This window comes from Bacillus sp. YC2 (assembly GCF_019891195.1).
Classification (GTDB): Bacteria; Bacillota; Bacilli; order Bacillales; family Bacillaceae; genus Bacillus.
Genome location: NZ_JAHXDO010000011.1, coordinates 39,402 through 59,992, shown reverse-complemented (window position 1 = coordinate 59,992; position 20,591 = coordinate 39,402). Strand labels below are relative to the sequence as shown.

Sequence of the window (20,591 nt, the reverse complement as noted above, 5' to 3'; positions counted from 1 at the left end):
GAACTAAATCGGTTTGGTAAACCGGTTTAGTAACACTTTATATGAAAAATATTACAAATACAAGAAAAAATACTTTAAATTCAGAAAAATCTGTCTGCGGTTATGTAATCCTTCATGTTTCCTTACTGTCAGTGTATCATCGGCAAAAACAGCATCCCTTCTAAGATTACGATTACGAGAAAAATCCCCGCTTGTTGTGCGGGGATTTTTCTTCAGCATTAAAAGCCCGGAAGATAGCTTTGACATAAGAAAAACCCCTGTAAAGGGGTTTTTCGGGTGCAGTTTCATGCTGTTCAATTTGCAGCTTTATGCTCAGAGCCTGTCTGCTCTTCTTCTTCCCATGTTTCAATATGTTTCAGCTCGGGAATATTCTTCGCTTTAAATACAGGATCAAGACCTTTTTTGCGCTGAACGGCATAATCTTTATAGACCTTATATGCCACATTAGACAGCAGCAGTATCGCAATCAAGTTAATCAGCGCCAATAAGCCCATAAACAAGTTTGCCATATCCCATACAATTTGGAAATTGGCTACACATCCGTATACAACCATTGCGATAACAAAAACACGGTAAATATTGAGCCATGTTTTGCTTGTTTTGATAAATTCAATATTTGTTTCCCCATAGTAATAGTTGCCAACAACCGAACTGAATGCGAATAAAAACATTGCAATCGCAATAAAAGTCGGCGCCCAGCTTCCGAGATGGTGCTGTAAAGCGGCCTGTGTCACTTGGATGCCATCGCCTTTAGGCGTTACGCTGTACAATAAAATAATAAATGCAGTCGAAGTACAAACGATAAACGTATCAAAAAATACGCCGAGAGTCTGAATTAATCCCTGCTTTGCCGGATGTGACACGTGTGCAGTTGCTGCGGCATTCGGCGCACTCCCCATACCGGCTTCATTTGAGAACAGCCCGCGCTGCGCTCCGATAATAATGATGCTTCCTAAACTTCCTCCAGCAATTTGCTGAAGGCCGAACGCATTTTTCACGATCGTCATCAGCAGATCCGGAACCGCCGTGATATTCACAACAACAACATACAGCGCGATAATAATGTATGCTCCGGCCATGACGGGAACGATTAATTGTGAAACAGAAACGACCCGTTTTAAACCGCCAAAAATAATAAATGCCGTTAATACAGCTAAAATAATCGCAATAACCGTTTTATTTACATGAAATGCTTCGTCAAAAGCAACTGAAATGGTGTTTGACTGTACGGCATTAAAAATCAACCCGAATGAGACGGTAATCAATACGGCAAATAAAACACCAAGCCACCGCGCCCCGAGGCCTTTTTGCATGTAGTAAGCAGGCCCGCCGCGGAAATCTTCACCTGAACGCACTTTATAAAGCTGCGCCAATGTACTTTCTACAAAACTGGAAGCCATTCCGACAGCGGCCACAATCCACATCCAAAATACCGCTCCCGGTCCGCCCGTTGCAATCGCTAAAGCGACGCCGGTCAGGTTTCCGGTTCCGACACGCGAGGCTGCCGAGATAAAGAATGCCTGCATAGAGGAAACCCCTTTAGAAGGCTTCTCTCCCACAATTCTGAACATCTCAATAAAATAGTGAAATTGAATGAAACGAAAACGGAAAGTGAAAAACAATCCGATACCCACTAAAATATAAACAAGATACTTCCAAATAAAATCATTTGGAACATTAATAATATCTTTAATAAAAGCCTCCATGTGTAACCTCCCTATACATCTTTTACTTTGATTTTTGCTTCTCATGTTAGATTTTTTAACATAACGAGTATTATTATATCACAACATCATTGGTTGAGAAGTTTTTTAACAAAATTATTTGGTTTTTACGTATCGTTATGCCTCGCTCTTTTTTTATCTGCAGCCTGAAAAAACCCGTCACATCTCAGCCTTTATTTGCATAAGATAATAAATATAGTCTCTTCCCGCTTTCTTCGGCTTGCTGATAAAAAATGAGTGAAATAACGTCTCAGATGTTATATACTTAACCAGGATAATATTTTTAAATTTATTAAATGAGGTTTACTTTCAGTTTGAATTAGGGTATTATAATAAAAATATTCAGACTTATGAAGGGGGGAGAACATTTGAAAAAGATCCTGTTTTTAAAGGCATCTATCCTATTTTTAGCGATTGCAAGCTTTCATTTGCTCTCCATTCCCCATGCGTTTGACACCGCTCATCATTTTAAAGCAGTAGCCGACCAGCAGGAAATGCACGAAATGAAGGCCGGCCAAAATGTCGATGATGAGAAAAAGTCTTTGACGGGCTCATTTATACTGACGGCGCTTTTCGCCGCTTCTGCCTCACTTATCGTGATAGCAGACAGAAAAAGTCCGTCTTCCAGGAGAAGACAGCGCAAAAAAAGCTTTTTGATCGCTAAATTTTATCAGTCCTCGTATTTCGATGAGCTTCATGTTCAACATCGCCTATCTATGTAACATAAAATGAGGAGGTTGTTAAACATGTTGTTTATCTTACGAATGGTGATCTTAGGCTTATTCTCATTCACTGCGTTGAATTTATTTGTATGGCAGGGTATTGAAGTTGTTCACGCCATTACCGATTTATTCGGCAGCCACGAAAGTTAAATTGTAAAACCCCCGCTCAAGTAAAATTGAGCGGGGGTATTTTATTTTTATTCTTAAACTTCAGATGACTCTGCACGCCATACATCTGTTACCGGCCCTGACTCATCTTCATCAATAAAGAAGGAACCGTTGCTGTATCTGTCGTTTGCCCTTAATGACTGAACGGCGACTTCGCTTCTCTCGCCTTTTTCTGTTTCCAGTATGATTCTGTCAGACTGGGGACATGCGAATAATCCCGTTACACGATGCGGATTCTTTTTGAGCTCGCGGAGCATGATGACCCCGCGTTTTGCTCTGGATGTTTTATCAAATTCAGAAAGATTCATTCGTTTAACGGCTCCGCGCTGTGTGACAAGCACAAGCGAATCAGTCTCGTGAAGAATCTGGCCTGATACGACAGCATCGCCGTCCTTTAAATTAATTCCCTTTACGCCGGCCGCCCGCGCTCCGACCACATTTACTTCATCTTCGCCAAACCATAGGCCGTAGCCGAGGCGGGTCGCGATAAACAGCTGACACTCTCCATTTGTAACATGGACGTCGATCAGCTCGTCTTCCCCTTTAAGGTTCAGGGCTACAAGCGCTTTCGAATACCGCTGCGCTTTGTAATGTGTCAGCTCGGTCTTTTTCACCATCCCGTTTTTTGTGAAAAACAATAAGTATGAGGATGGATCAAACTCTTTCACCGGAATGGCTTTCACGATCGTTTCGTCCCGGTCAATTGTGATGAGATTTGTCACATGCTGCCCCATGTCTTTCCATCTGATATCAGGAAGCTGGTGAACGGGACAATACACATAACTTCCCTTATTGGTAAACAGCAGCAGGACATCTGTTGTATTCATCTCAAATTGATGAATAAGCCTGTCTGTGTCCTTCATTCCGAAATCCTGGCCGTTAGAAGCGGCAAACGAACGCTGGCTTGTTCGCTTCACATAACCGTCTTTAGTGACCGTGACATACACGTCTTCTGATGCGACCATGACCTCAAGATTTATTTTAATTTCCTCAATTTTTTCCTCAATCACTGACCGCCTGCTGTCGGCATAGGTTTTTTTCAGTTTCTTCAAACTGCCCGTAATGACTTTTAAAAGCTTTTTATCATTGTTTAAAATGGCTTCAAGCTCATCGATTTTCCGGCTGAGCTCTTCCGCTTCTTCTTTTAATGCTGTAATATCAGTGTTTGTCAAACGGTACAGCTGCAAAGAAACAATGGCTTCTGCCTGAGGCTCGGTGAAAGCGAATTTTGAGATTAAATTGTGTTTCGCGTCCCGCTTATCATTGCTGGCGCGGATGACGGCAATGACTTCATCCAAAACTGACAGGGCCTTCATCAAGCCTTCAACGATATGATGTCTTTCTTTCGCCTTTTGCAGTTCAAAAATGGAGCGGTTTGTCACCACTTCCTTCTGGTGGGCGATATACGCGTCCAAAATGGCTGGGAGGCTCATCAGCATCGGCCGGCGGTTATGAATGGCAACCATATTAAAGTTATACGCCGTTTGCAAATCAGTATTTTTGTATAAGAAATTCAGAATGCCTTTCGCATCTGCTTCTTTCTTTAATTCAACGACTACCCGAAGGCCCGTGCGGTCTGTTTCATCACGCACCTCTGATATGCCCTCGACTTTTTTATCAATCCGGTATTCGTCCATTTTCTTCACAAGGTTGGCTTTGTTTACTTCAAACGGAATTTCAGTGATAACGATCTGCTCACGGCCGCCTCTGATGGTTTCCACTTCCGCTTTGCCGCGAATCATGATTTTCCCTTTACCCGTTTCATAGGCTTTCCGAATACCGTCTACCCCTTGGATGATGCCTCCTGTCGGAAAATCAGGTCCTTTGATGACGCCCATTAAGTCATCAACAGTGCAATCGGGCGATTCAATCCGTTTAATGACGGCATCAATGACTTCGCCTAAATGATGGGGCGGAATATCAGTGGCATAGCCCGCCGAAATTCCGGTCGATCCGTTGACCAATAAATTAGGGAACATAGCCGGCAGGACGACCGGCTCCTTACTTGTATCATCAAAGTTTGGAACGAATTCCACCGTATTTTTATCAATGTCCCGCAAGAGCTCGGACGCGATGGCTGATAATCTTGCTTCTGTATAACGCATGGCAGCGGGCGGGTCACCGTCAATGCTCCCGTTGTTTCCGTGCATTTCTATCAGCACATTTCTGACTTTCCAATCTTGGCTCATCCGCACCATTGCTTCATATACGGAGCTGTCCCCATGCGGATGATAGTTACCGATAACATTCCCGACCGTTTTGGCCGCTTTCCGGAAATTTTTATCAAACGTATTTCCGTCTGCGTGCATGGCGTATAAAATTCTGCGCTGCACCGGCTTTAAACCGTCTCTTGCATCAGGCAGCGCCCGATCTTGAATAATATATTTACTGTAGCGTCCGAAACGGTCGCCGATTACCTCTTCTAACGGTAAATCATGAAATAATTCTGGCTGTGCCACTATTAAACCTCCTCAGCGACCGATAAGTTTTCATTTTCCAAAATATTGCTTTCCTCGTCTAATCCAAAGGCAACATTCTTTTCAATCCATTTTCTTCTCGGTTCTACTTTGTCTCCCATTAATGTCGTTACCCGGCGCTCTACGCGGGCTGCATCATCAATTTTGACTCTTACAAGCGTTCGTGACTCAGGGTTCATTGTCGTCTCCCAGAGCTGATCTGCATTCATTTCTCCAAGGCCTTTATAGCGCTGGATCGTATAGCCTTTGCCGACCTTTTTTAACACGCTGTCCATTTCTTCATCGGACCAGGCATATTCAATGATCTCTTTTTTGCCGCTTCCTTTGCTGACTTTGTAAAGAGGCGGCAAGGCGATGAATACCTTTCCGTGTTCAATCAAAGGTTTCATATAACGATAGAAGAACGTTAACAGCAGCACTTGGATGTGAGCGCCGTCAGTATCGGCATCTGTCATAATGACGATTTTGTCGTAGTTAATGTCCTCTACCTCAAAATCCGCTCCGACCCCTCCGCCGATCGCATGAATGATCGTGTTGATTTCTTCATTTTTGAAGATATCAGCAAGCTTTGCTTTCTCTGTGTTAATGACCTTTCCGCGAAGCGGCAGAACGGCTTGGAATCTCCGGTCTCTTCCCTGCTTTGCAGATCCTCCGGCAGAATCCCCCTCTACGAGATACAATTCATTTTTGGCCGGATTTCTGGAGCCTGCGGGAGTGAGCTTTCCGCTTAATGTCGCTTCTGATTTTTTGCGCTTTTTGCCGCTTCTTGCTTCTTCTCTTGCTTTACGGGCTGCTTCACGCGCCTGGCTTGCTTTGATCGCTTTTTTGACAAGCAGAGTCGCCGTATCACGGTTTTCCTCTAAGAAATAAGCAAGCTTTTCTGAAATGACGGCATCTACGGCAGATCTTGCCTCACTTGTGCCCAGTTTTCCTTTTGTCTGGCCTTCAAATTGCAGGAGTTCTTCAGGGATACGGACGGAAATAATCGCAGATAATCCTTCTCTGATATCCGTGCCTTCAAGGTTTTTGTCTTTTTCTTTTAAAAGCGCCACTTTTCTCGCATACTCATTAAATGCCCTCGTCATCGCCGTTTTAGCTCCCGACTCGTGAGTCCCGCCGTCTTTTGTTCTGACGTTATTGACGAATGACAGGATATTTTCGGAGTATCCGTCATTAAATTGGAACGCAAAGTCCACTTCAATGTCATGGTGCTCACCTTCAAAGGAAACCACTTCGCATAAAGCATCTTTTTCCTCGTTTAAGTAAGCGACAAACGCTTCAATTCCGTTCTCGTAATAAAATACTTCCTTCATTTGATTCCGTTCATCAATGAGCTCTATTTTCAAGCCTTTTAATAAGAAGGCAGATTCACGCAGACGTTCTGAAAGCGTGTCAAAATTATAAACCGTTGCGCTGAACATCGACGGATCGGGTTTAAAATGCGTGAGCGTACCCGTTTTTTTGGTCGTACCGACTTTTTCTAGTGAAGTCGCAGGCTTACCGCCGTTTTCAAACCGCTGTTTATAGACAAAGCCGTCCCGCTCAATTGTAACGGTCAGCCACTCCGATAAAGCGTTTACGACGGATGCGCCGACTCCGTGCAGGCCTCCGCTCGTTTTATAGCCGCCCTGGCCGAATTTCCCTCCGGCGTGGAGCACGGTGAAAATGACTTCCGGAGTCGGTTTCCCGAGTTTATGCATACCGGTCGGCATTCCGCGTCCTCTGTCTTGTACGGAGATGCTGTTGTCCTTATGTATAGTAACGATAATATGATCTCCGTATCCAGCGAGAACTTCGTCGACGGAATTATCGACGATTTCATACACCAGATGGTGCAAGCCGCGTGCGTCAGTGGAACCGATGTACATACCCGGTCTTTTTCTGACGGCTTCCAGGCCTTCAAGCACCTGTATGGCATCTTCGTTGTAATCAAATTGCTGTTTTCTAGCCAAACGTACAAACCCCTTTCAAAAAACCTGCTTAATCATTCTCTTTTTCATGTTTCATGTCTTTGTTTTAAGTATGCGCAAGCTTCGGTCCAATTCTCCTCGGACTCACAATTATAACCAATATGCTTGATTTCGCAACATTTTTGAGCGAATGGCTTATTTTTTAGGCCGCAAGACATACATTCGAATGTCTTTTCATCTTTCTGGTGCCCTTTTCGGCAACACAGAACATGAGTTCGGTTTCTATTATATCGATTTATGCCCGCCATCGCAAACAGACTGTAAAACCCCTGTATGGAAAGGGCTGCTAAAAAAGCTGTTCAAGCTTTATTGTATCTGTTTCACCATAATACGCAAATAGTATTCTTAAAATAAAAAAGCAAAAACCCCTGAACAGCCAAGGATTTTTGCCTTTTTTGTCTCTATTTTGTAACAGCGCGGGCGACTTTTATGCATAAATCCATAATTGCCGTCCGTCCTTTGTCTGTAATCATGCCATAAGCTTCTTCATTTGCCAGTCCTTGCTGCGCCCAAAAAACAGGAGCGTCTGTTTGCAAAAATTCTTCAGCCACGCCCGGCAGCTGTTCGGAACGTCTGAACACGTTTACAATATCAATCGGCCCTTCTATATCTTTCAATGAAGCGACGGCTTTGACGCCAAGGGCTTCATCAATCGTCGGATTGACAGGAATAATCTCGTATCCATCCTCCTGCATCGCTTTAGAAACCATGTAAGAAGTTCTGTCGGGCCGATCTGAAAGTCCGACGACTGCAATCCGTTTACTTCGGTCGAGAATGTTTTTGATCTCCGATTTTGAAGGGTTTTGCATCTATACCATCTCCTTTTCATTTATTTTACATGACGGAGGAGCCGGAATCAAAAAATGAGGTTTGCCAGCTTAATTCTCAAAAAACTTGTCATCAGACGGAGACAACTCGTGTTAAAATAAAGTGAAGGGACATTGAAAAGGAGAAATGTAGATGTTGATTGCTTTATTAATTATTTTGGCTTATTTGATAGGCAGCATCCCGTCAGGTTTAGTCGTCGGCAAACTTGCTAAAGGGATTGATATTAGAGAACATGGAAGCGGCAATTTGGGTGCGACTAACGCTTTTCGCACGCTTGGCGTAAAAGCGGGATCAATTGTTATTGCAGCCGATATTTTAAAGGGCACACTCGCCGCAGCACTGCCTTATTTACTGCACATTCCCATCCACCCGCTTCTTGCCGGTGTCGCAGCAGTTATCGGCCATGTGTTTCCCGTGTTTGCAAAATTTAAAGGAGGAAAAGCCGTAGCCACTTCAGCGGGCGTTCTGCTGTTTTATGCACCCCTGTTATTCGTCACGATGGTTGCTGTGTTTTTCATATTTTTATACCTTACAAAATTTGTTTCTCTGTCTTCAATGTTAACAGGGATTTATACGATTATTTATTGTCTGTTTGTAAAAGATCCTTATTTGTTAATCGTGGTGACGCTTTTAACCGCGTTTGTCATCTACAGGCACAGAGCAAACATTAAAAGAATTATTAACAAAACAGAACCGAAAATCAAATGGTTCTGATAAAACTTCATTTTTGACAGCGAAAAGCCATATGCGTTTATAATAGAGATAATTTCTTTGTGAGTTACAAAAAAAGGAGTGTTCGGCATGAACATGAAAATTAACGAAGACGCGCTGAATTGGTACAAAGAAGAGCTTGATTTAGAAAGCGGCGATCAGGTGCGTTTCTTTGTACGCTACGGCGGCTGCAGCAGTGTACAAAAAGGCTTTTCCCTCGGTGTTTCAAAAGATGAACCGCAGAGCATCGGGATCAGTACGGAAATCGGAGGCATCACCTTCTTCATTGAAGAGAGTGACTTATGGTACTTTGATAACCACGATTTATCCGTCACATACTCTGATCAGTCAGAAGAGCCGGTATTTGATTACCAATAAAGAAAAAAGAACGCATATCGCATGCGTTCTTTTTTATAGCCGGAATCGAGTCAGATGCTCTGTCAGATGTTCTTCCTCTAAAATGCTTTTTTGCGTCTCTCCAAGCAGATCAAAATGCGGATATTCATCTTTTCGGTGAATCCATTCCGGTTTCAGCCCGTATTCCGCTCCCCAGCTGATCAGTTTATCAATGTCGCTTGAACCGACCTTCGTCACGGTTTTTGCGTTCGGAAAGCGGTCATCCAGCCAATAATGCGTTAAAAAAGCGATCTCTCCTCTGGAAACAGCTTCTTTCCATCGTTTCAGTTCACTGCGTGTAATCCCAAATGCCATGTTCAGCCGCTCCTTATTTTTTTGCCTTTTCGTAAGCGGCATGCCAATCAGGAAAAGCCTTACGGAACTGAATCGGCTTGAAGCTTTGTTTATCGACACAGATATGAGAAGATGACGCTTCGATCGCAAGTTCATTTTGCGGGTTATAAATGTGATAGCCGTACACGGTTTTAAAACCGTTATATTCCTCAATCCACGTATGTACGGCAGCCGTTTCACCGTAACGGAGCGGTTTTTTATAAGAAATGTTAATGTCGACGACCGGTGAAAGAACCCCTCTTTCCTCCATGTCACTGTATAAAAAACCGAGGTCTTTAATTAATGCCGTTCTGCCGACTTCCATCCAGATTAAGTAGTTGGCATGATACACAATTCCCATTTGATCTGTTTCCGCGTAACGCACTTCTATTTCTTTTTTTGACACATGCAACGTTCTCTGCTCCCTTATCATTCAGATTAGCCCTATTTTATCACAACATGAAGGAAAGAGAAAAAACCAGGTTTCCCTGGTTTTTATGACTTATATCCATTTTCTCTCGCAGCGGATTCATCTTGAATCTCATTGCGAAAAGATTCAATGCTTTCATTTCGTCTGGCGTTTTTTTCCTGAATCCGCTGTTTTTCTTCTTCGGTCGCGAATTCCATTGATTCTTTTGCTTCTTCTATATTTTCAATTGTATTTTGCACCATATCCTGCAGTTTTTCAACGTTGTCAGAACGGTCATCAGGATTTGGTTTTCGGTATTGATTCGTCATATTGTCTGTTCTCCTTTTATCGTGTTATTCGCCCTTTGTTTGCATGACAATCGGATGTCCATTTGATTTGTCATGAAATTTTTCCCCTTTGTTGCGTTTATATTTAACAGGCTTTGTCCCTAAATGGCTGGGAGCGTATTGCGGCTGGCCGTCTTTCTTGTTTATACCCATGTTCATCCCTCCTTAAGAGTATATTTCGCAAAAGGAGGAGCAAACATGACTGCAAATTAAAGGTTATTTTTGTTTGAACCGCTGTTCCAGCTTTTCCTCAAGCTGATTCAAGTATTCCGTGTTGGTCATCAACTCACGCTTATTTTCCATAACCAATTCATGAAAAGAGCGTTTTCTCATTTTTTTCAATCTTCTCACCTCCGTGTTTTCTTTCATTTTTTCCAATTTTTTAAATGATAAGCCTTTCAGCATAAAAAAACTGAATCTCTACTTGAGATCCAGTTTTTGTTTCATTTCTTTTTTTGTCATTGTTCCGACACGGATATGCTGAATGGTGCCGTTTTCATCAAGTATGTACGTTGTTGGGTAAGACAGTACGTTAAAATCCGCGTTCACTCCGATTTTGTCAATCAGGATCGGAAAGGTTAAATGGTATGTGCCGGCAAACGACTTCACGGTTTGACTGTTTTTTTCGGAGGACGTAAAATTCACGGCCACTACCGCAACATCAGGATATTCCTTTTGCAGTTCTTGCATATCCGGCATTTCTTGACGGCATGGCTTACACCACGTCGCCCAAAAATTCAGGAGCACTTTTTTTCCTTTATAGTCAGACAATGAGCTGTTTTCCCCTGACAGTGTTTCAAGCGTAAAGTCAGGCGCCTTCATCCCTTCTTCAATGCCTTCTTTTGGGCTTTTTTGTACGGCATATATATTCCAGCCCGCGTACGCTACTAATCCGATAAGAAAAATTCCGGCAAGCCATTTCATGAGCATCGCACATACCCCCGCATAAAAAGAAGAGAAAGCAGTATTGCTTTCTCTCTTCTGTTTATACTACTGTTTCATTTTATCGCGAAGCACCATTTGTAAAATGCCGCCATGGCGATAGTAATCAATTTCCACTTCACTGTCAAAGCGGACGATAACTTCGAATGTTTTGACTGTGCCATCTTCACTAGTCGCTCTGACTGTCAGCAAGTCTCGAGGACGAACTGATTCATCTACATCCACCTCAATGACTTCTTTTCCGGTTAAGCCGAGTGTATCCGCGCTTTCACCTTGTTTAAATTGAAGCGGCAGCACACCCATAAAGACGAGGTTGCTTCTGTGAATTCTTTCAAAGCTTTCGGCAATAACGGTTCTAATTCCGAGCAGGTTTGTTCCTTTTGCCGCCCAGTCACGCGAAGAACCCATACCATAGTCTTTACCCGCAAGGACGACAAGGCCTGTTTTGTCTTCTTTATATCGCATACAAGCGTCATAAATGGATGTAACTTCACCAGTAGGCCAATATGTCGTGTAGCCGCCTTCTGTGCCCGGTGCGATTTGGTTTTTAATACGGATATTTGCAAATGTTCCTCTCATCATGACTTCATGGTTTCCGCGGCGTGAACCGTAGGAGTTAAAGTCACGAGGCGAAACGCCTTTTTCCTGCAGGTATTTACCAGCTGGTGTATCTTTGCCGATCGCTCCGGCCGGAGAAATGTGGTCTGTCGTAACAGAGTCGCCGAATTTACCGACTACGCGAAGGGCTCTTAACGGCTCGACTTTTCCAGGCTCTACAGACATTTCTTCAAAGAACGGCGGGTTTTGAATGTAAGTGGAATCATTATCCCATTTATACAATGCTTCGTCCGTTGTTTCGATTTCATTCCAGCGCTGGTTGTCGTCAAATACGGTTTCATATTCTTTACGGAACAATTCAGGAGTAACCGTTTGTTTAACAAGTAAATTGATTTCATCCATTGACGGCCAGATGTCATCGAAGTAAACGTTTTGTCCGTCTTTTCCGACACCGATCGGATCACTTTTCAAGTTAATGTTAACTGTTCCCGCTAATGCGTATGCTACAACAAGCGGCGGAGAAGCAAGATAGTTTCCTTTGACAAGCGGATGAATCCGGCCTTCAAAGTTACGGTTTCCTGAAAGAACAGAAGTGATCAAAAGATCATTTTCAGCAACTGCTTCTTCAATTTCAGGAGAAAGCGGGCCTGAGTTTCCGATACATGTCGTACAGCCATATCCGACAAGGTTAAAACCGAGTTCTTTCATGTAAGGAAGAAGCCCTGAGTTTACTAAGTAACCCGTAACAACCTTTGATCCCGGAGCAAGCGATGTTTTAACGTAATTTGGCACTTTCAGTCCTAATTCAACCGCTTTTTTCGCAACGAGTCCGGCACCGATTAACACGTAAGGGTTTGACGTATTCGTACAGCTTGTAATGGCTGCGATCGCAATTGCCCCTGTTTTCATCACTGTTTCTTCGCCGTTAAGCAACTTGAAAGAGATTTCTTTATTAGCTTCTGCAGCTTCCAGTCCGAATCCTTGGTTGCCGGCAGGGCTTACGAGATGCTTTTTAAATGTTTCCTGCATCACAGAAAGCGGAATTAAATCTTGCGGACGTTTTGGACCTGATAAGTTCGCTTCAATTTTTGACAAATCGATTTCCACGATGTCTGTGAAGCTAGGCTCTTCTGCATCAGGCGTAAAGAATAACCCGTTATTGCGGCAATATGCTTCTACAACGTCGATTTGCTCTTCGTCACGGCCTGTCAGGCGCAAGTAAGCAAGAGCTTCCCCATCAACCGGGAAGAATCCGCATGTCGCCCCGTATTCCGGCGCCATATTGGCGATTGTAGCCCGATCAGCAAGCGGAAGTTCAGCGACACCCGGTCCGAAGAATTCAACGAATTTATTTACAACGCCTTTTTCACGAAGCACCTGAGTAACTTTCAGCGCCAAGTCAGTTGCTGTTGTTCCGTTCGGCAGTTTTCCGACAAGTTTCGCGCCGATTACCTCAGGAACTGGGAAATATGAAGGCTGGCCGAGCATTCCTGCTTCTGCCTCAATCCCGCCGACACCCCAGCCGAGAACGCCGATACCGTTGATCATTGTCGTATGGGAGTCTGTACCGACGAGTGTGTCAGGATATGTTACAAGTTCTCCGTCTTCATCTTTCGTATGAACGACACTTGCTAAAAACTCAAGGTTTACCTGATGCACGATACCTGTTGCAGGCGGAACAGCCTGATAATTATTAAACGCTTTCTTTGCCCAGCTTAAAAATTTGTAACGTTCTGCATTTCTTTCGAATTCTAAGTCCATATTAATGGCTAACGCATCTTCCGTACCCGCTTTGTCTACTTGCACAGAGTGGTCAATGACCAGGTCAACCGGGATTTCAGGATTGATTTTGTCCGGATCTCCGCCGACAGATGCCATCGCTTTTCTCAAAGATGCCAGGTCAACCACAGCAGGAACTCCTGTAAAGTCTTGCAAAATAACCCGTGACGGTTTAAAAGGCACGTCAATGTCTTTTAATTCAGCAGTACCCCATTTTGCTAAATTTTCGACATGTTCTTTTGTAATCACGCGTCCGTCTACCTGACGCAAAACGGATTCCAGCAGAACCTTAATAGAATAAGGAAGTTTTGAAACATTGCCGACCCCTGCGTCTTCCAATGCTTTTAATGAATAATAGTGATATGTTTTCCCGTTAGAAGAAAATGTTTTTTTCGCTTGGAAAACGTCTTGTGTTGCGACTTTTTGCTGATTTGTCATTCTCCAAAATCCCCCTTCAAAGATCAAGATCTTTCTTTAGATGAATGTTACATTCCATCACAATTTTCTCACAATTTCATCTTAGTATAAAATCATACATAAGTAAATATCAATGTTTTTATTAAATACAATAAGATCGTCTTATCAGCGTATTTTCGGTAAATTTTGTCCGGTTTCTTCCCTCATACTAACCGCCGGAACAAGCCATATTAATGATGAGGTGATGAACATGGTAAAACGGAAAGCCAATCATGTGATTAACGGCATGAATGATGCGAAAAGCCAGGGAAAAGGCGCCGGTTATATAGAAAATGACCAGCTTGTCCTGACGGAAGAACAGCGGCAGAACAACAAAAAGAGAAAAACAAACCAATAGCCGTCACACCTTAAAAGGAGGCTTTTTTGATGACGAATAAAAACTCAAGCAAAGATATGCATAAAAATGCGCCGAAAGGTCAGAATCCCGGCCAGCCGGAACCGTTAAGCGGAAGCAAAAAAGTGAAAAACCGCAACCATACTAGACAAAAACATAATTCAAGCCACGATATGTAAAACAGACCTTAGTGTCTGTTTTTTTGTTACATTCACCCATTTGCCCCTTTTGCATACGTTATAGCAAGGTTTTTAATATGGAGGTATGCTTCCATGAACCACTCAAAAAATGATGAAGAATTCGATGATATGGAAGAATGGCTGCGGCAATTTTACGAGGATCCATATGCTTGGTATGACGAAACACTGCCGATTGATTTATATGAAACAAGTCAGCAATATATAATTGAAGCCGATCTGACAGCTTTGCAGCCCGTCCAGATGTTGACCGTCACGCTTTCAGGCCGTGAATTCATTTTGGCTGTCAAATCTGCTGAACGGACGCTGAAAAAACAAATGATGCTCCCCTTTTACTTGAATGACAAACATATTTACACAGACTTCACAAATCATATTTTGACCGTTTCCATGAATAAGGAAACAAATGAGACCCCCGCCTCTTTCTCCTTTCAATTCCCGCTATAAGACATAAAAAGTCACTTTCATCCCTCAATGAAAGTGACTTTTTTGTCCGCTCGTTTTTGTCATATACCCTCAAAAGTGAGTCTCCCATGGCCAAATAGCAGAATCACTATACAATAGAATATGATCTATCAATTCATTTGACTAGACGTCTATCATTTTTTCTATTCTTTTTTTCATGTTCTTCTATTCTTACTTCGTATACAATATGGTTAAAGTAAGGAGGCGGTAGAATTATGCTGGCAGGCTGGTTTATGTGGTTTATTTTATTTTGGGTCATCGTGATGATCGGTTTATTGTCAATCGGCGGGTTTTTTATGTTTCGGAAATTTTTAAAACGCTTACCAAAAGAAGACGGCCGGTCAGAACTGGATTGGCAGGACTATTACATTGAAAAAAGCAGACACTTATGGAGTCCGCACGACAAAGCATTTTTGGATGAGTTGGTCGCTCCCGTGCCGGAGCTGTTCAGAGACGTCGCGAAAGCTAAAATCGCCGGAAAGATCGGTGAACTTTCTTTACAAGAAGAAGCGGAACAAATGAACCAGGACTTAATTATCAGAGGTTATATACTGGCAACCCCTAAACGTGATCATCAATTTCTGAAAAAGCATCTTCGTGAAAAACAGATTGACCTCACGCCTTACCGCACTCTGCTCAAATAAAAAACCTTTCCGGCAGACGGAAAGGTTTTAATTCATCTGAATATCAGCAGTCTTCAGCTCATTCGAAAGCTTGCGGTAAGAAACGAACATGGCGATCCGCCAAGGCACGATCATTCCGAAGGCTAAAATCCAAAACATCCCGCTTAAAGCTCCGTAATCAATCGTCGTGCTTAAAATGGATTTCATTGCAATTCTGATGACCAATAAACCGATCAGGATAAAGACAAACGCCTTTGACCGCTTTAAGTAGATTTCATTATTTTTAATTTCAAATTTAGAAGTTTTTATTAGAAAAATAGAGAAAATGACGCCTAATGTAATGGCTTCCAAAAACTCTTCACCAGTCACTCTGAAGAACGGAATAAAAAACATAAGCGCTCCCGTGCTCATAAAGATCGGCGGGAGAATAATTTTTTTCGGTGAAGCTGGCTTGTCGGAGGATTTAATCCTGACAATCATCACGGCAATTGCCATGACCGCTGCAATAACGGATGAAATTATAATCATCATATTTATCATTCCTTTGCTTGCACGGAGTTTGATACTATATACTATACTCCAAAAACATAAAAAAAACCAATTTGAAAAGAAAACACGTTTAGGCCCCCATTACACGGGCCACGGCCTCCAGGACTTTCGATTCCTCAAACGGCTTGACGATAAAGTCTTTCGCGCCTAATTCAATCGCCTCCAGGACGATCCGCTGCTGGCGCATCGCGGTGCACATGATGACATTCGCTTTCGGATCAAAAGATAAAATATCTTTAAGCGCCTTGATGCCGTTTTTCACCGGCATGGTAATGTCCATTGTCACCAGGTCGGGCCGGAGTTTTTGATACAGAGCCGACGCTTCCTCGCCGTCCGCTGCTTCTCCGGCTACTATGTAATTCGCCGATTCCAGGATTTCTCTGATTTTCACCCTCATGAACTTGGCGTCATCTACAACTAAAACTCGTGTCATATTTCCCTCCAGATATTCAACATTCACTAGTCTTATTGTACCAAAAACAAAAGGGTATATAATAGTTCAAAAGTTATTTATTCCTTACAGTCCTGTGAATCCTCCAAAAAGATTTGACAGAATGATCAGGATAAAGCTCATCCAATTAAAAAACAGCATAACCCCGATCACTATCATGAGAATACCGCCTGCTCTCATCATAAGAAGCTGGTGTTTGCGAATCCAATTCATCCTTGTAATAAAAAAAGAGAGAATAAGAAATGGAATGGCAAACCCGAGTACATATAAAATCATGTACGGCACTGCAGAAGAAGGATTCGTACCCGCCAAAGAAAAAACAGCTCCTAAAATTGGCCCGCTGCAAGGCGACCAGCCGGCAGCAAAAGCGAGCCCTATCAGAATGGAACCGACAAATCCTCCCGGCCGGTGCTTAAAATGAATCCGCCGCTCTTTCATCATCATCTTTGGCTGGAACACACCGGCTGTAATCAGGCCGAACAATATCAGCAAAATGGCGCCGAGCTGCCTGATTACTTCATGATAATGCGTAAACAAACTGCCGATAAACGAGGTTCCGTAGCCCAGCGCGATAAAAATCACTGAGAAACCAAGCAAAAAACAAAGCGTATGGAACAAACCGCGCTTTTGTAAAAGTACTTTTTCTGTTTTGACCTCATCCATACTGACGCCCGTTATATATGACAAAAAAGCTGGATACAACGGCAGGCAGCATGGAGAAATGAAAGACAGAAAACCAGCCCCAAATGTCAGAAAGTAATTAAAACTCACCGTGACACACTCCTTTCAAGTTATGACAAAATCATTTCATTTTTTTAACACTTTTCCTCGAAGGATTACTTTTTATAGAAAAAGCTTATATAATTTAATTTGACATCGAGACATTATACTCCTTCTTATTTGAAAAACAGTATAAATGTGGATATAATAATAACAATCAATGAAAGATTTATGTATGAAAGGATATATCCCTGTGATTAGAGAGCATCTATTAAATGAAATTGAAAAGAAACGGGCAGAGCTGCTTCAAATCGTCACGACGAACGGAATGACATCTCACATTACGATAGAACTCAGCCAGGAGCTAGACCACCTTCTCATACAATATCAAAAGGAACTGCACGCCAGCAGTATGGGGTGAAAAATGATGCCAAAATAAAAAACCCTCACCGGGTTTTTTATTTTATAACCATGTTTCTCTATATCATAATCTTTACGTATTATTTCGTTTGATTATTCATGGCTTTCATCATTTGGTTAATTTTCTTTTGAGAAGGTTTCATTCCCATTTGCATCATCATCATGCGTAACATTTGTTCATTAATAGGCGGATTCTTTTTCAAATAGCTCATCATATATTTACGAGCAATAAAAAACCCGAGTGCAACACCTATGAGCAATGCCACAACGCCCACTAGGATGCCAACCCATAAAGTCATTTTATTTCCTCCTTCATGTTGTCTAGTTTAAAGTGTACTAAACCAAATGCTATTATACAACATTTACATCTCTTTTTCTTCGGTTTTAGACAAAATTTCTTTCCTTGACCGGATTTAACCACCCATACCGCCGCGTTCTAAAATCCATAGCAAGAAAGCACGGACTGATTTTACGGAGAATCTCAAAGAAAATCGTTTCTGCCTCATAATCTCCGGATGCCGCAATCTCAATCAAGTTTTCTTTCATCATAAAAGAGGCATGGCCCTTTGCTTTCGGCAGAGTCAGTCGGTAAATCGAATCCAAACGGCTGTAACTCACACGATTTAAATGCAGCTGCAGACGCTGATGCATATGTAATACCGGAATCGGTTCTGTTATATATTGAATTTGCTTTTCAATCATTTGATATTGCTGGGGTGTTAGATTCGTCCAATGATAGTCTTGAAACAGCTCAAACATAGCGGTTTCCCGCCCGAAATAGTGGTTCGCAAACTCATCCTTGATCAGGTACGTATAGTAATGACGTTCCATTTCCTCATCCCCTTTTACAGCACTTCATTTATTGCTCTCTATTATACAAAAGAAGAAAAGAAAGAATTGTCTATTACTGTTACGGCGCCCCTTCTATTTTTGTCGTATATACATGAAAAAGAGGATGATTTGACTCATCCTCTTTTGTCAGCATTATTTGTTTACTAGTTTCTTCACGCGGTCAGCCACGTTTTCTGCTGTAAAACCGTATTCCTTCATAATTGTTTCTCCCGGAGCGGAAGCGCCAAAGCGGTCAATTCCGAGAACCTCTCCGTCAAGGCCGGTGAATTTGCCCCATCCGAATGAAGAGCCCATTTCAATCGCAAGACGTTTTGTCACATTCGGCGGAAGCACGCTGTTTTTGTACTCTGCAGATTGTTTTTCAAAACGATCCCAGCTCGGCATGCTGACTACTGATACTTGAATGTTTTCTTCAGCAAGCTTGGCCTGTGCTTCAATCGCAAGCCCGACTTCAGATCCTGTAGCTAAAAGAAGAGCATCCGGTGAATCCGTTTGAGCTTTAGATACGACATACGCTCCTTTTTCTACTCCTGTTGCCGCTTCATCAGCCGACTGATCGATGGTAGGCAGATTTTGACGTGTCAGCACAAGCGCCGTCGGATGATCTTTGCTTTGAACTGCGAGCTTCCAGGCAGCCGCAGTCTCATTTCCGTCAGCAGGTCTGATAACGGAAAGATTCGGAAGCGCTCGTAAAGAAGCAAGCTGCTCAATCGGTTCGTGAGTAGGACCGTCCTCACCTACTGCAATGCTGTCATGTGTGAAAACATATGTCACAGGGAGCCCCATTAATGAAGCAAGACGAATCGCCGGTCTTAAATAATCGGAGAATACAAAGAATGTACCGCCGAAGACGCGAAGGCCGCCGTGAAGAGCCATTCCGTTTAAGGCTGCTCCCATGGCAAATTCACGAACACCGAACCAGAAATTTTTGCCGGAGTAGTCTTTTGCCGTACAGTCTCCCGCATTTTTTATTGTCGTTTTGTTTGAGCCTGCTAAATCCGCAGATCCTCCGACAAAGAAAGGAACTTTTTTAGCGATGCCGTTCAGAACCTCACCAGAAGACGCTCGTGAAGCAAGGCTGCTTCCTTTTTCATAAACCGGAACCTCTTGATCCCAGTCTTTCGGAAGTTCACCTTTGATGCCGAGTGACAGCTCTTCCGCAAGCTCAGGATATTTTTCTTGATAAGCGGAGAACAGCTCATTCCATTCCTGTTCTTTTTTCTCTCCGGCTTCTTTAACAGCTTTATGGAAATGCTCATACACTTCTTCTGGAACATGGAAATCCTCTTCAAATGTCCAAGCATATGCTTCTTTCGTCAGCTTGCTCTCCTCTTTTCCTAGCGGAGCACCGTGAACGCCTGATGTGCCCGCACGGTTTGGAGAACCGAATCCGATTGTTGTTTTCACTTCGATTAATGTCGGTTTTGTATCATTTTGGCGCGCTTTTTCAATCGCCGCCGTCAATTCATTAATATTGTTTCCGTCCTCTACATAAAGGACTTCCCAATTCATAGCTTCAAAACGCTGTTTGACATTTTCAGAGAAAGAGCGGTCTAAATCGCCGTCTAAAGAAATGTCATTAGAATCGTACAGTACGATAAGCCGGCCTAATTGAAGATGGCCTGCAAGCGAAGCAGCTTCAGAAGAGATACCTTCCATCAGATCGCCGTCACCGCAAATGCCGTATGTATAATGATCAACCACGTTGAATGAATCACGGTTATATGTTTCAGCCAAATGGCGTTCAGCCAGCGCCATGCCGACTGCCATAGCGATACCCTGACCAAGAGGCCCAGTCGTTGCGTCTACACCTGCCGTATGTCCGAACTCCGGATGTCCCGGTGTTTTGCTTCCCCATTGGCGGAATTGTTTGAGATCGTCAATGCTGAGATCATATCCGCTCAAGTGCAGCATGCTGTATAAAAGCATTGAGCCGTGTCCAGCAGATAATACAAAGCGGTCGCGGTTAAACCAGCTCGGATTCTGCGGATTCACATTCATAAAATTCGTCCATAATGTGTAAGCCATCGGCGCAGCCCCCATCGGCATGCCCGGATGTCCGGAATTTGCTTTTTCAATAGCGTCTATAGATAGTGTACGTATGGTGGCAACTGATTTCTTTTCAATTGTATCCATCAT

The 20,591-nt window shown here is 42.9% G+C and carries 25 protein-coding genes; 8 read left to right on the top strand and 17 right to left on the bottom strand.

What is annotated here, in order from left to right:
• Positions 1-293: 293 nt before the first annotated feature.
• Positions 294-1,706 carry an alanine/glycine:cation symporter family protein gene (locus KY305_RS16240; protein WP_223063417.1) on the bottom strand — a complete coding sequence of 471 codons (1,413 nt, stop codon included), beginning with the start codon at positions 1,704-1,706 and terminating at the stop codon, positions 294-296.
• Positions 1,707-2,092: 386 nt separating this feature from the next.
• On the opposite strand from KY305_RS16240, the gene KY305_RS16235 reads away from it, so the two are divergent.
• Positions 2,093-2,446 carry a hypothetical protein gene (locus tag KY305_RS16235; RefSeq protein ID WP_223063416.1) on the top strand — a complete coding sequence of 118 codons (354 nt, stop codon included), beginning with the start codon at positions 2,093-2,095 and terminating at the stop codon, positions 2,444-2,446.
• Positions 2,447-2,649: 203 nt separating this feature from the next.
• Here the strand turns inward: KY305_RS16235 and parC are convergent, their stop codons facing one another.
• The 3 genes from parC to KY305_RS16220 all read right to left on the bottom strand — a co-directional run bounded on the left by parC (position 2,650) and on the right by KY305_RS16220 (position 7,870).
• Positions 2,650-5,073, bottom strand: coding sequence for a DNA topoisomerase IV subunit A (gene parC, locus KY305_RS16230; RefSeq protein WP_223063415.1), 2,424 nt, complete (start codon positions 5,071-5,073; stop codon positions 2,650-2,652).
• A gap of 2 nt (positions 5,074-5,075) precedes the next feature.
• Positions 5,076-7,043, bottom strand: a complete 1,968-nt coding sequence (gene parE, locus KY305_RS16225) for a DNA topoisomerase IV subunit B (RefSeq protein ID WP_214799025.1) — start codon at positions 7,041-7,043, stop codon at positions 5,076-5,078.
• 419 nt (positions 7,044-7,462) lie between these two features.
• Positions 7,463-7,870 (bottom strand): CoA-binding protein, encoded by a 408-nt coding sequence (locus tag KY305_RS16220; RefSeq protein WP_223063414.1) that lies wholly within the window; start codon positions 7,868-7,870, stop codon positions 7,463-7,465.
• A gap of 151 nt (positions 7,871-8,021) precedes the next feature.
• Here KY305_RS16220 and plsY point away from each other — a divergent pair, with 151 nt between their 5' ends.
• Entirely contained in the window at positions 8,022-8,603 is a 582-nt protein-coding gene (gene plsY, locus KY305_RS16215) for a glycerol-3-phosphate 1-O-acyltransferase PlsY (protein ID WP_061521218.1), read from the top strand.
• 87 nt (positions 8,604-8,690) lie between these two features.
• Complete coding sequence (locus KY305_RS16210) at positions 8,691-8,978, top strand: HesB/YadR/YfhF family protein (RefSeq protein ID WP_214799029.1); 288 nt, start codon at positions 8,691-8,693, stop codon at positions 8,976-8,978.
• A 33-nt stretch (positions 8,979-9,011) separates the two neighbouring features.
• Here KY305_RS16210 and KY305_RS16205 read toward each other — a convergent pair whose 3' ends face one another.
• The 7 genes from KY305_RS16205 to acnA all read right to left on the bottom strand — a co-directional run bounded on the left by KY305_RS16205 (position 9,012) and on the right by acnA (position 13,802).
• A complete protein-coding gene (locus KY305_RS16205) occupies positions 9,012-9,311 on the bottom strand; it encodes a hypothetical protein (RefSeq protein WP_223063413.1) in 300 nt (99 codons plus the stop codon).
• A gap of 13 nt (positions 9,312-9,324) precedes the next feature.
• The gene (locus tag KY305_RS16200) at positions 9,325-9,741 is read right to left on the bottom strand and encodes a YbgC/FadM family acyl-CoA thioesterase (RefSeq protein WP_061521221.1); all 417 of its coding nucleotides are present in this window, start codon (positions 9,739-9,741) and stop codon (positions 9,325-9,327) included.
• A gap of 83 nt (positions 9,742-9,824) precedes the next feature.
• The gene (gene tlp, locus KY305_RS16195) at positions 9,825-10,067 is read right to left on the bottom strand and encodes a small acid-soluble spore protein Tlp (RefSeq protein ID WP_223063412.1); all 243 of its coding nucleotides are present in this window, start codon (positions 10,065-10,067) and stop codon (positions 9,825-9,827) included.
• Positions 10,068-10,091: 24 nt separating this feature from the next.
• Complete coding sequence (locus tag KY305_RS16190) at positions 10,092-10,238, bottom strand: acid-soluble spore protein N (protein WP_003153977.1); 147 nt, start codon at positions 10,236-10,238, stop codon at positions 10,092-10,094.
• Positions 10,239-10,301: 63 nt separating this feature from the next.
• Entirely contained in the window at positions 10,302-10,427 is a 126-nt protein-coding gene (locus KY305_RS16185) for an FbpB family small basic protein (protein WP_012117651.1), read from the bottom strand.
• Between the two features lie 78 nt (positions 10,428-10,505).
• Positions 10,506-11,015: a redoxin domain-containing protein gene (locus tag KY305_RS16180; protein ID WP_223063411.1), complete on the bottom strand. Its 510-nt coding sequence runs from the start codon at positions 11,013-11,015 to the stop codon at positions 10,506-10,508.
• A gap of 60 nt (positions 11,016-11,075) precedes the next feature.
• A complete protein-coding gene (gene acnA, locus KY305_RS16175) occupies positions 11,076-13,802 on the bottom strand; it encodes an aconitate hydratase AcnA (RefSeq protein ID WP_223063410.1) in 2,727 nt (908 codons plus the stop codon).
• A gap of 229 nt (positions 13,803-14,031) precedes the next feature.
• On the opposite strand from acnA, the gene sspO reads away from it, so the two are divergent.
• The 4 genes from sspO to KY305_RS16155 all read left to right on the top strand — a co-directional run bounded on the left by sspO (position 14,032) and on the right by KY305_RS16155 (position 15,481).
• On the top strand, positions 14,032-14,178 hold the full coding sequence (sspO, locus tag KY305_RS16170) for an acid-soluble spore protein SspO (RefSeq protein WP_061521226.1): 147 nt from the start codon (positions 14,032-14,034) through the stop codon (positions 14,176-14,178).
• Between the two features lie 29 nt (positions 14,179-14,207).
• Positions 14,208-14,354 (top strand): small acid-soluble spore protein P, encoded by a 147-nt coding sequence (locus KY305_RS16165; protein ID WP_061528808.1) that lies wholly within the window; start codon positions 14,208-14,210, stop codon positions 14,352-14,354.
• A 93-nt stretch (positions 14,355-14,447) separates the two neighbouring features.
• Positions 14,448-14,819 carry an Hsp20/alpha crystallin family protein gene (locus KY305_RS16160; protein ID WP_223063409.1) on the top strand — a complete coding sequence of 124 codons (372 nt, stop codon included), beginning with the start codon at positions 14,448-14,450 and terminating at the stop codon, positions 14,817-14,819.
• Positions 14,820-15,052: 233 nt separating this feature from the next.
• Entirely contained in the window at positions 15,053-15,481 is a 429-nt protein-coding gene (locus KY305_RS16155; RefSeq protein ID WP_061521229.1) for a DUF2621 domain-containing protein, read from the top strand.
• A gap of 27 nt (positions 15,482-15,508) precedes the next feature.
• Here KY305_RS16155 and KY305_RS16150 read toward each other — a convergent pair whose 3' ends face one another.
• From KY305_RS16150 to KY305_RS16140, 3 genes are all read right to left on the bottom strand, one after another.
• Positions 15,509-16,000: a CcdC family protein gene (locus tag KY305_RS16150; RefSeq protein ID WP_223063408.1), complete on the bottom strand. Its 492-nt coding sequence runs from the start codon at positions 15,998-16,000 to the stop codon at positions 15,509-15,511.
• A 79-nt stretch (positions 16,001-16,079) separates the two neighbouring features.
• Positions 16,080-16,442 carry a response regulator gene (locus KY305_RS16145; RefSeq protein WP_214799043.1) on the bottom strand — a complete coding sequence of 121 codons (363 nt, stop codon included), beginning with the start codon at positions 16,440-16,442 and terminating at the stop codon, positions 16,080-16,082.
• Positions 16,443-16,526: 84 nt separating this feature from the next.
• Complete coding sequence (locus KY305_RS16140) at positions 16,527-17,231, bottom strand: cytochrome c biogenesis protein CcdA (protein WP_223063407.1); 705 nt, start codon at positions 17,229-17,231, stop codon at positions 16,527-16,529.
• Positions 17,232-17,433: 202 nt separating this feature from the next.
• Here KY305_RS16140 and KY305_RS16135 point away from each other — a divergent pair, with 202 nt between their 5' ends.
• Positions 17,434-17,601 (top strand): aspartyl-phosphate phosphatase Spo0E family protein, encoded by a 168-nt coding sequence (locus tag KY305_RS16135; RefSeq protein ID WP_214799048.1) that lies wholly within the window; start codon positions 17,434-17,436, stop codon positions 17,599-17,601.
• Between the two features lie 79 nt (positions 17,602-17,680).
• Here the strand turns inward: KY305_RS16135 and KY305_RS16130 are convergent, their stop codons facing one another.
• The 3 genes from KY305_RS16130 to tkt all read right to left on the bottom strand — a co-directional run bounded on the left by KY305_RS16130 (position 17,681) and on the right by tkt (position 20,588).
• Positions 17,681-17,899 (bottom strand): YneF family protein, encoded by a 219-nt coding sequence (locus KY305_RS16130; RefSeq protein ID WP_003221221.1) that lies wholly within the window; start codon positions 17,897-17,899, stop codon positions 17,681-17,683.
• 85 nt (positions 17,900-17,984) lie between these two features.
• A complete protein-coding gene (gene sirA / locus KY305_RS16125) occupies positions 17,985-18,431 on the bottom strand; it encodes a sporulation inhibitor of replication protein SirA (RefSeq protein ID WP_214799050.1) in 447 nt (148 codons plus the stop codon).
• Positions 18,432-18,584: 153 nt separating this feature from the next.
• Positions 18,585-20,588, bottom strand: coding sequence for a transketolase (tkt, locus tag KY305_RS16120; RefSeq protein WP_223063462.1), 2,004 nt, complete (start codon positions 20,586-20,588; stop codon positions 18,585-18,587).
• Between the last annotated feature and the right edge of the window lie 3 nt (positions 20,589-20,591).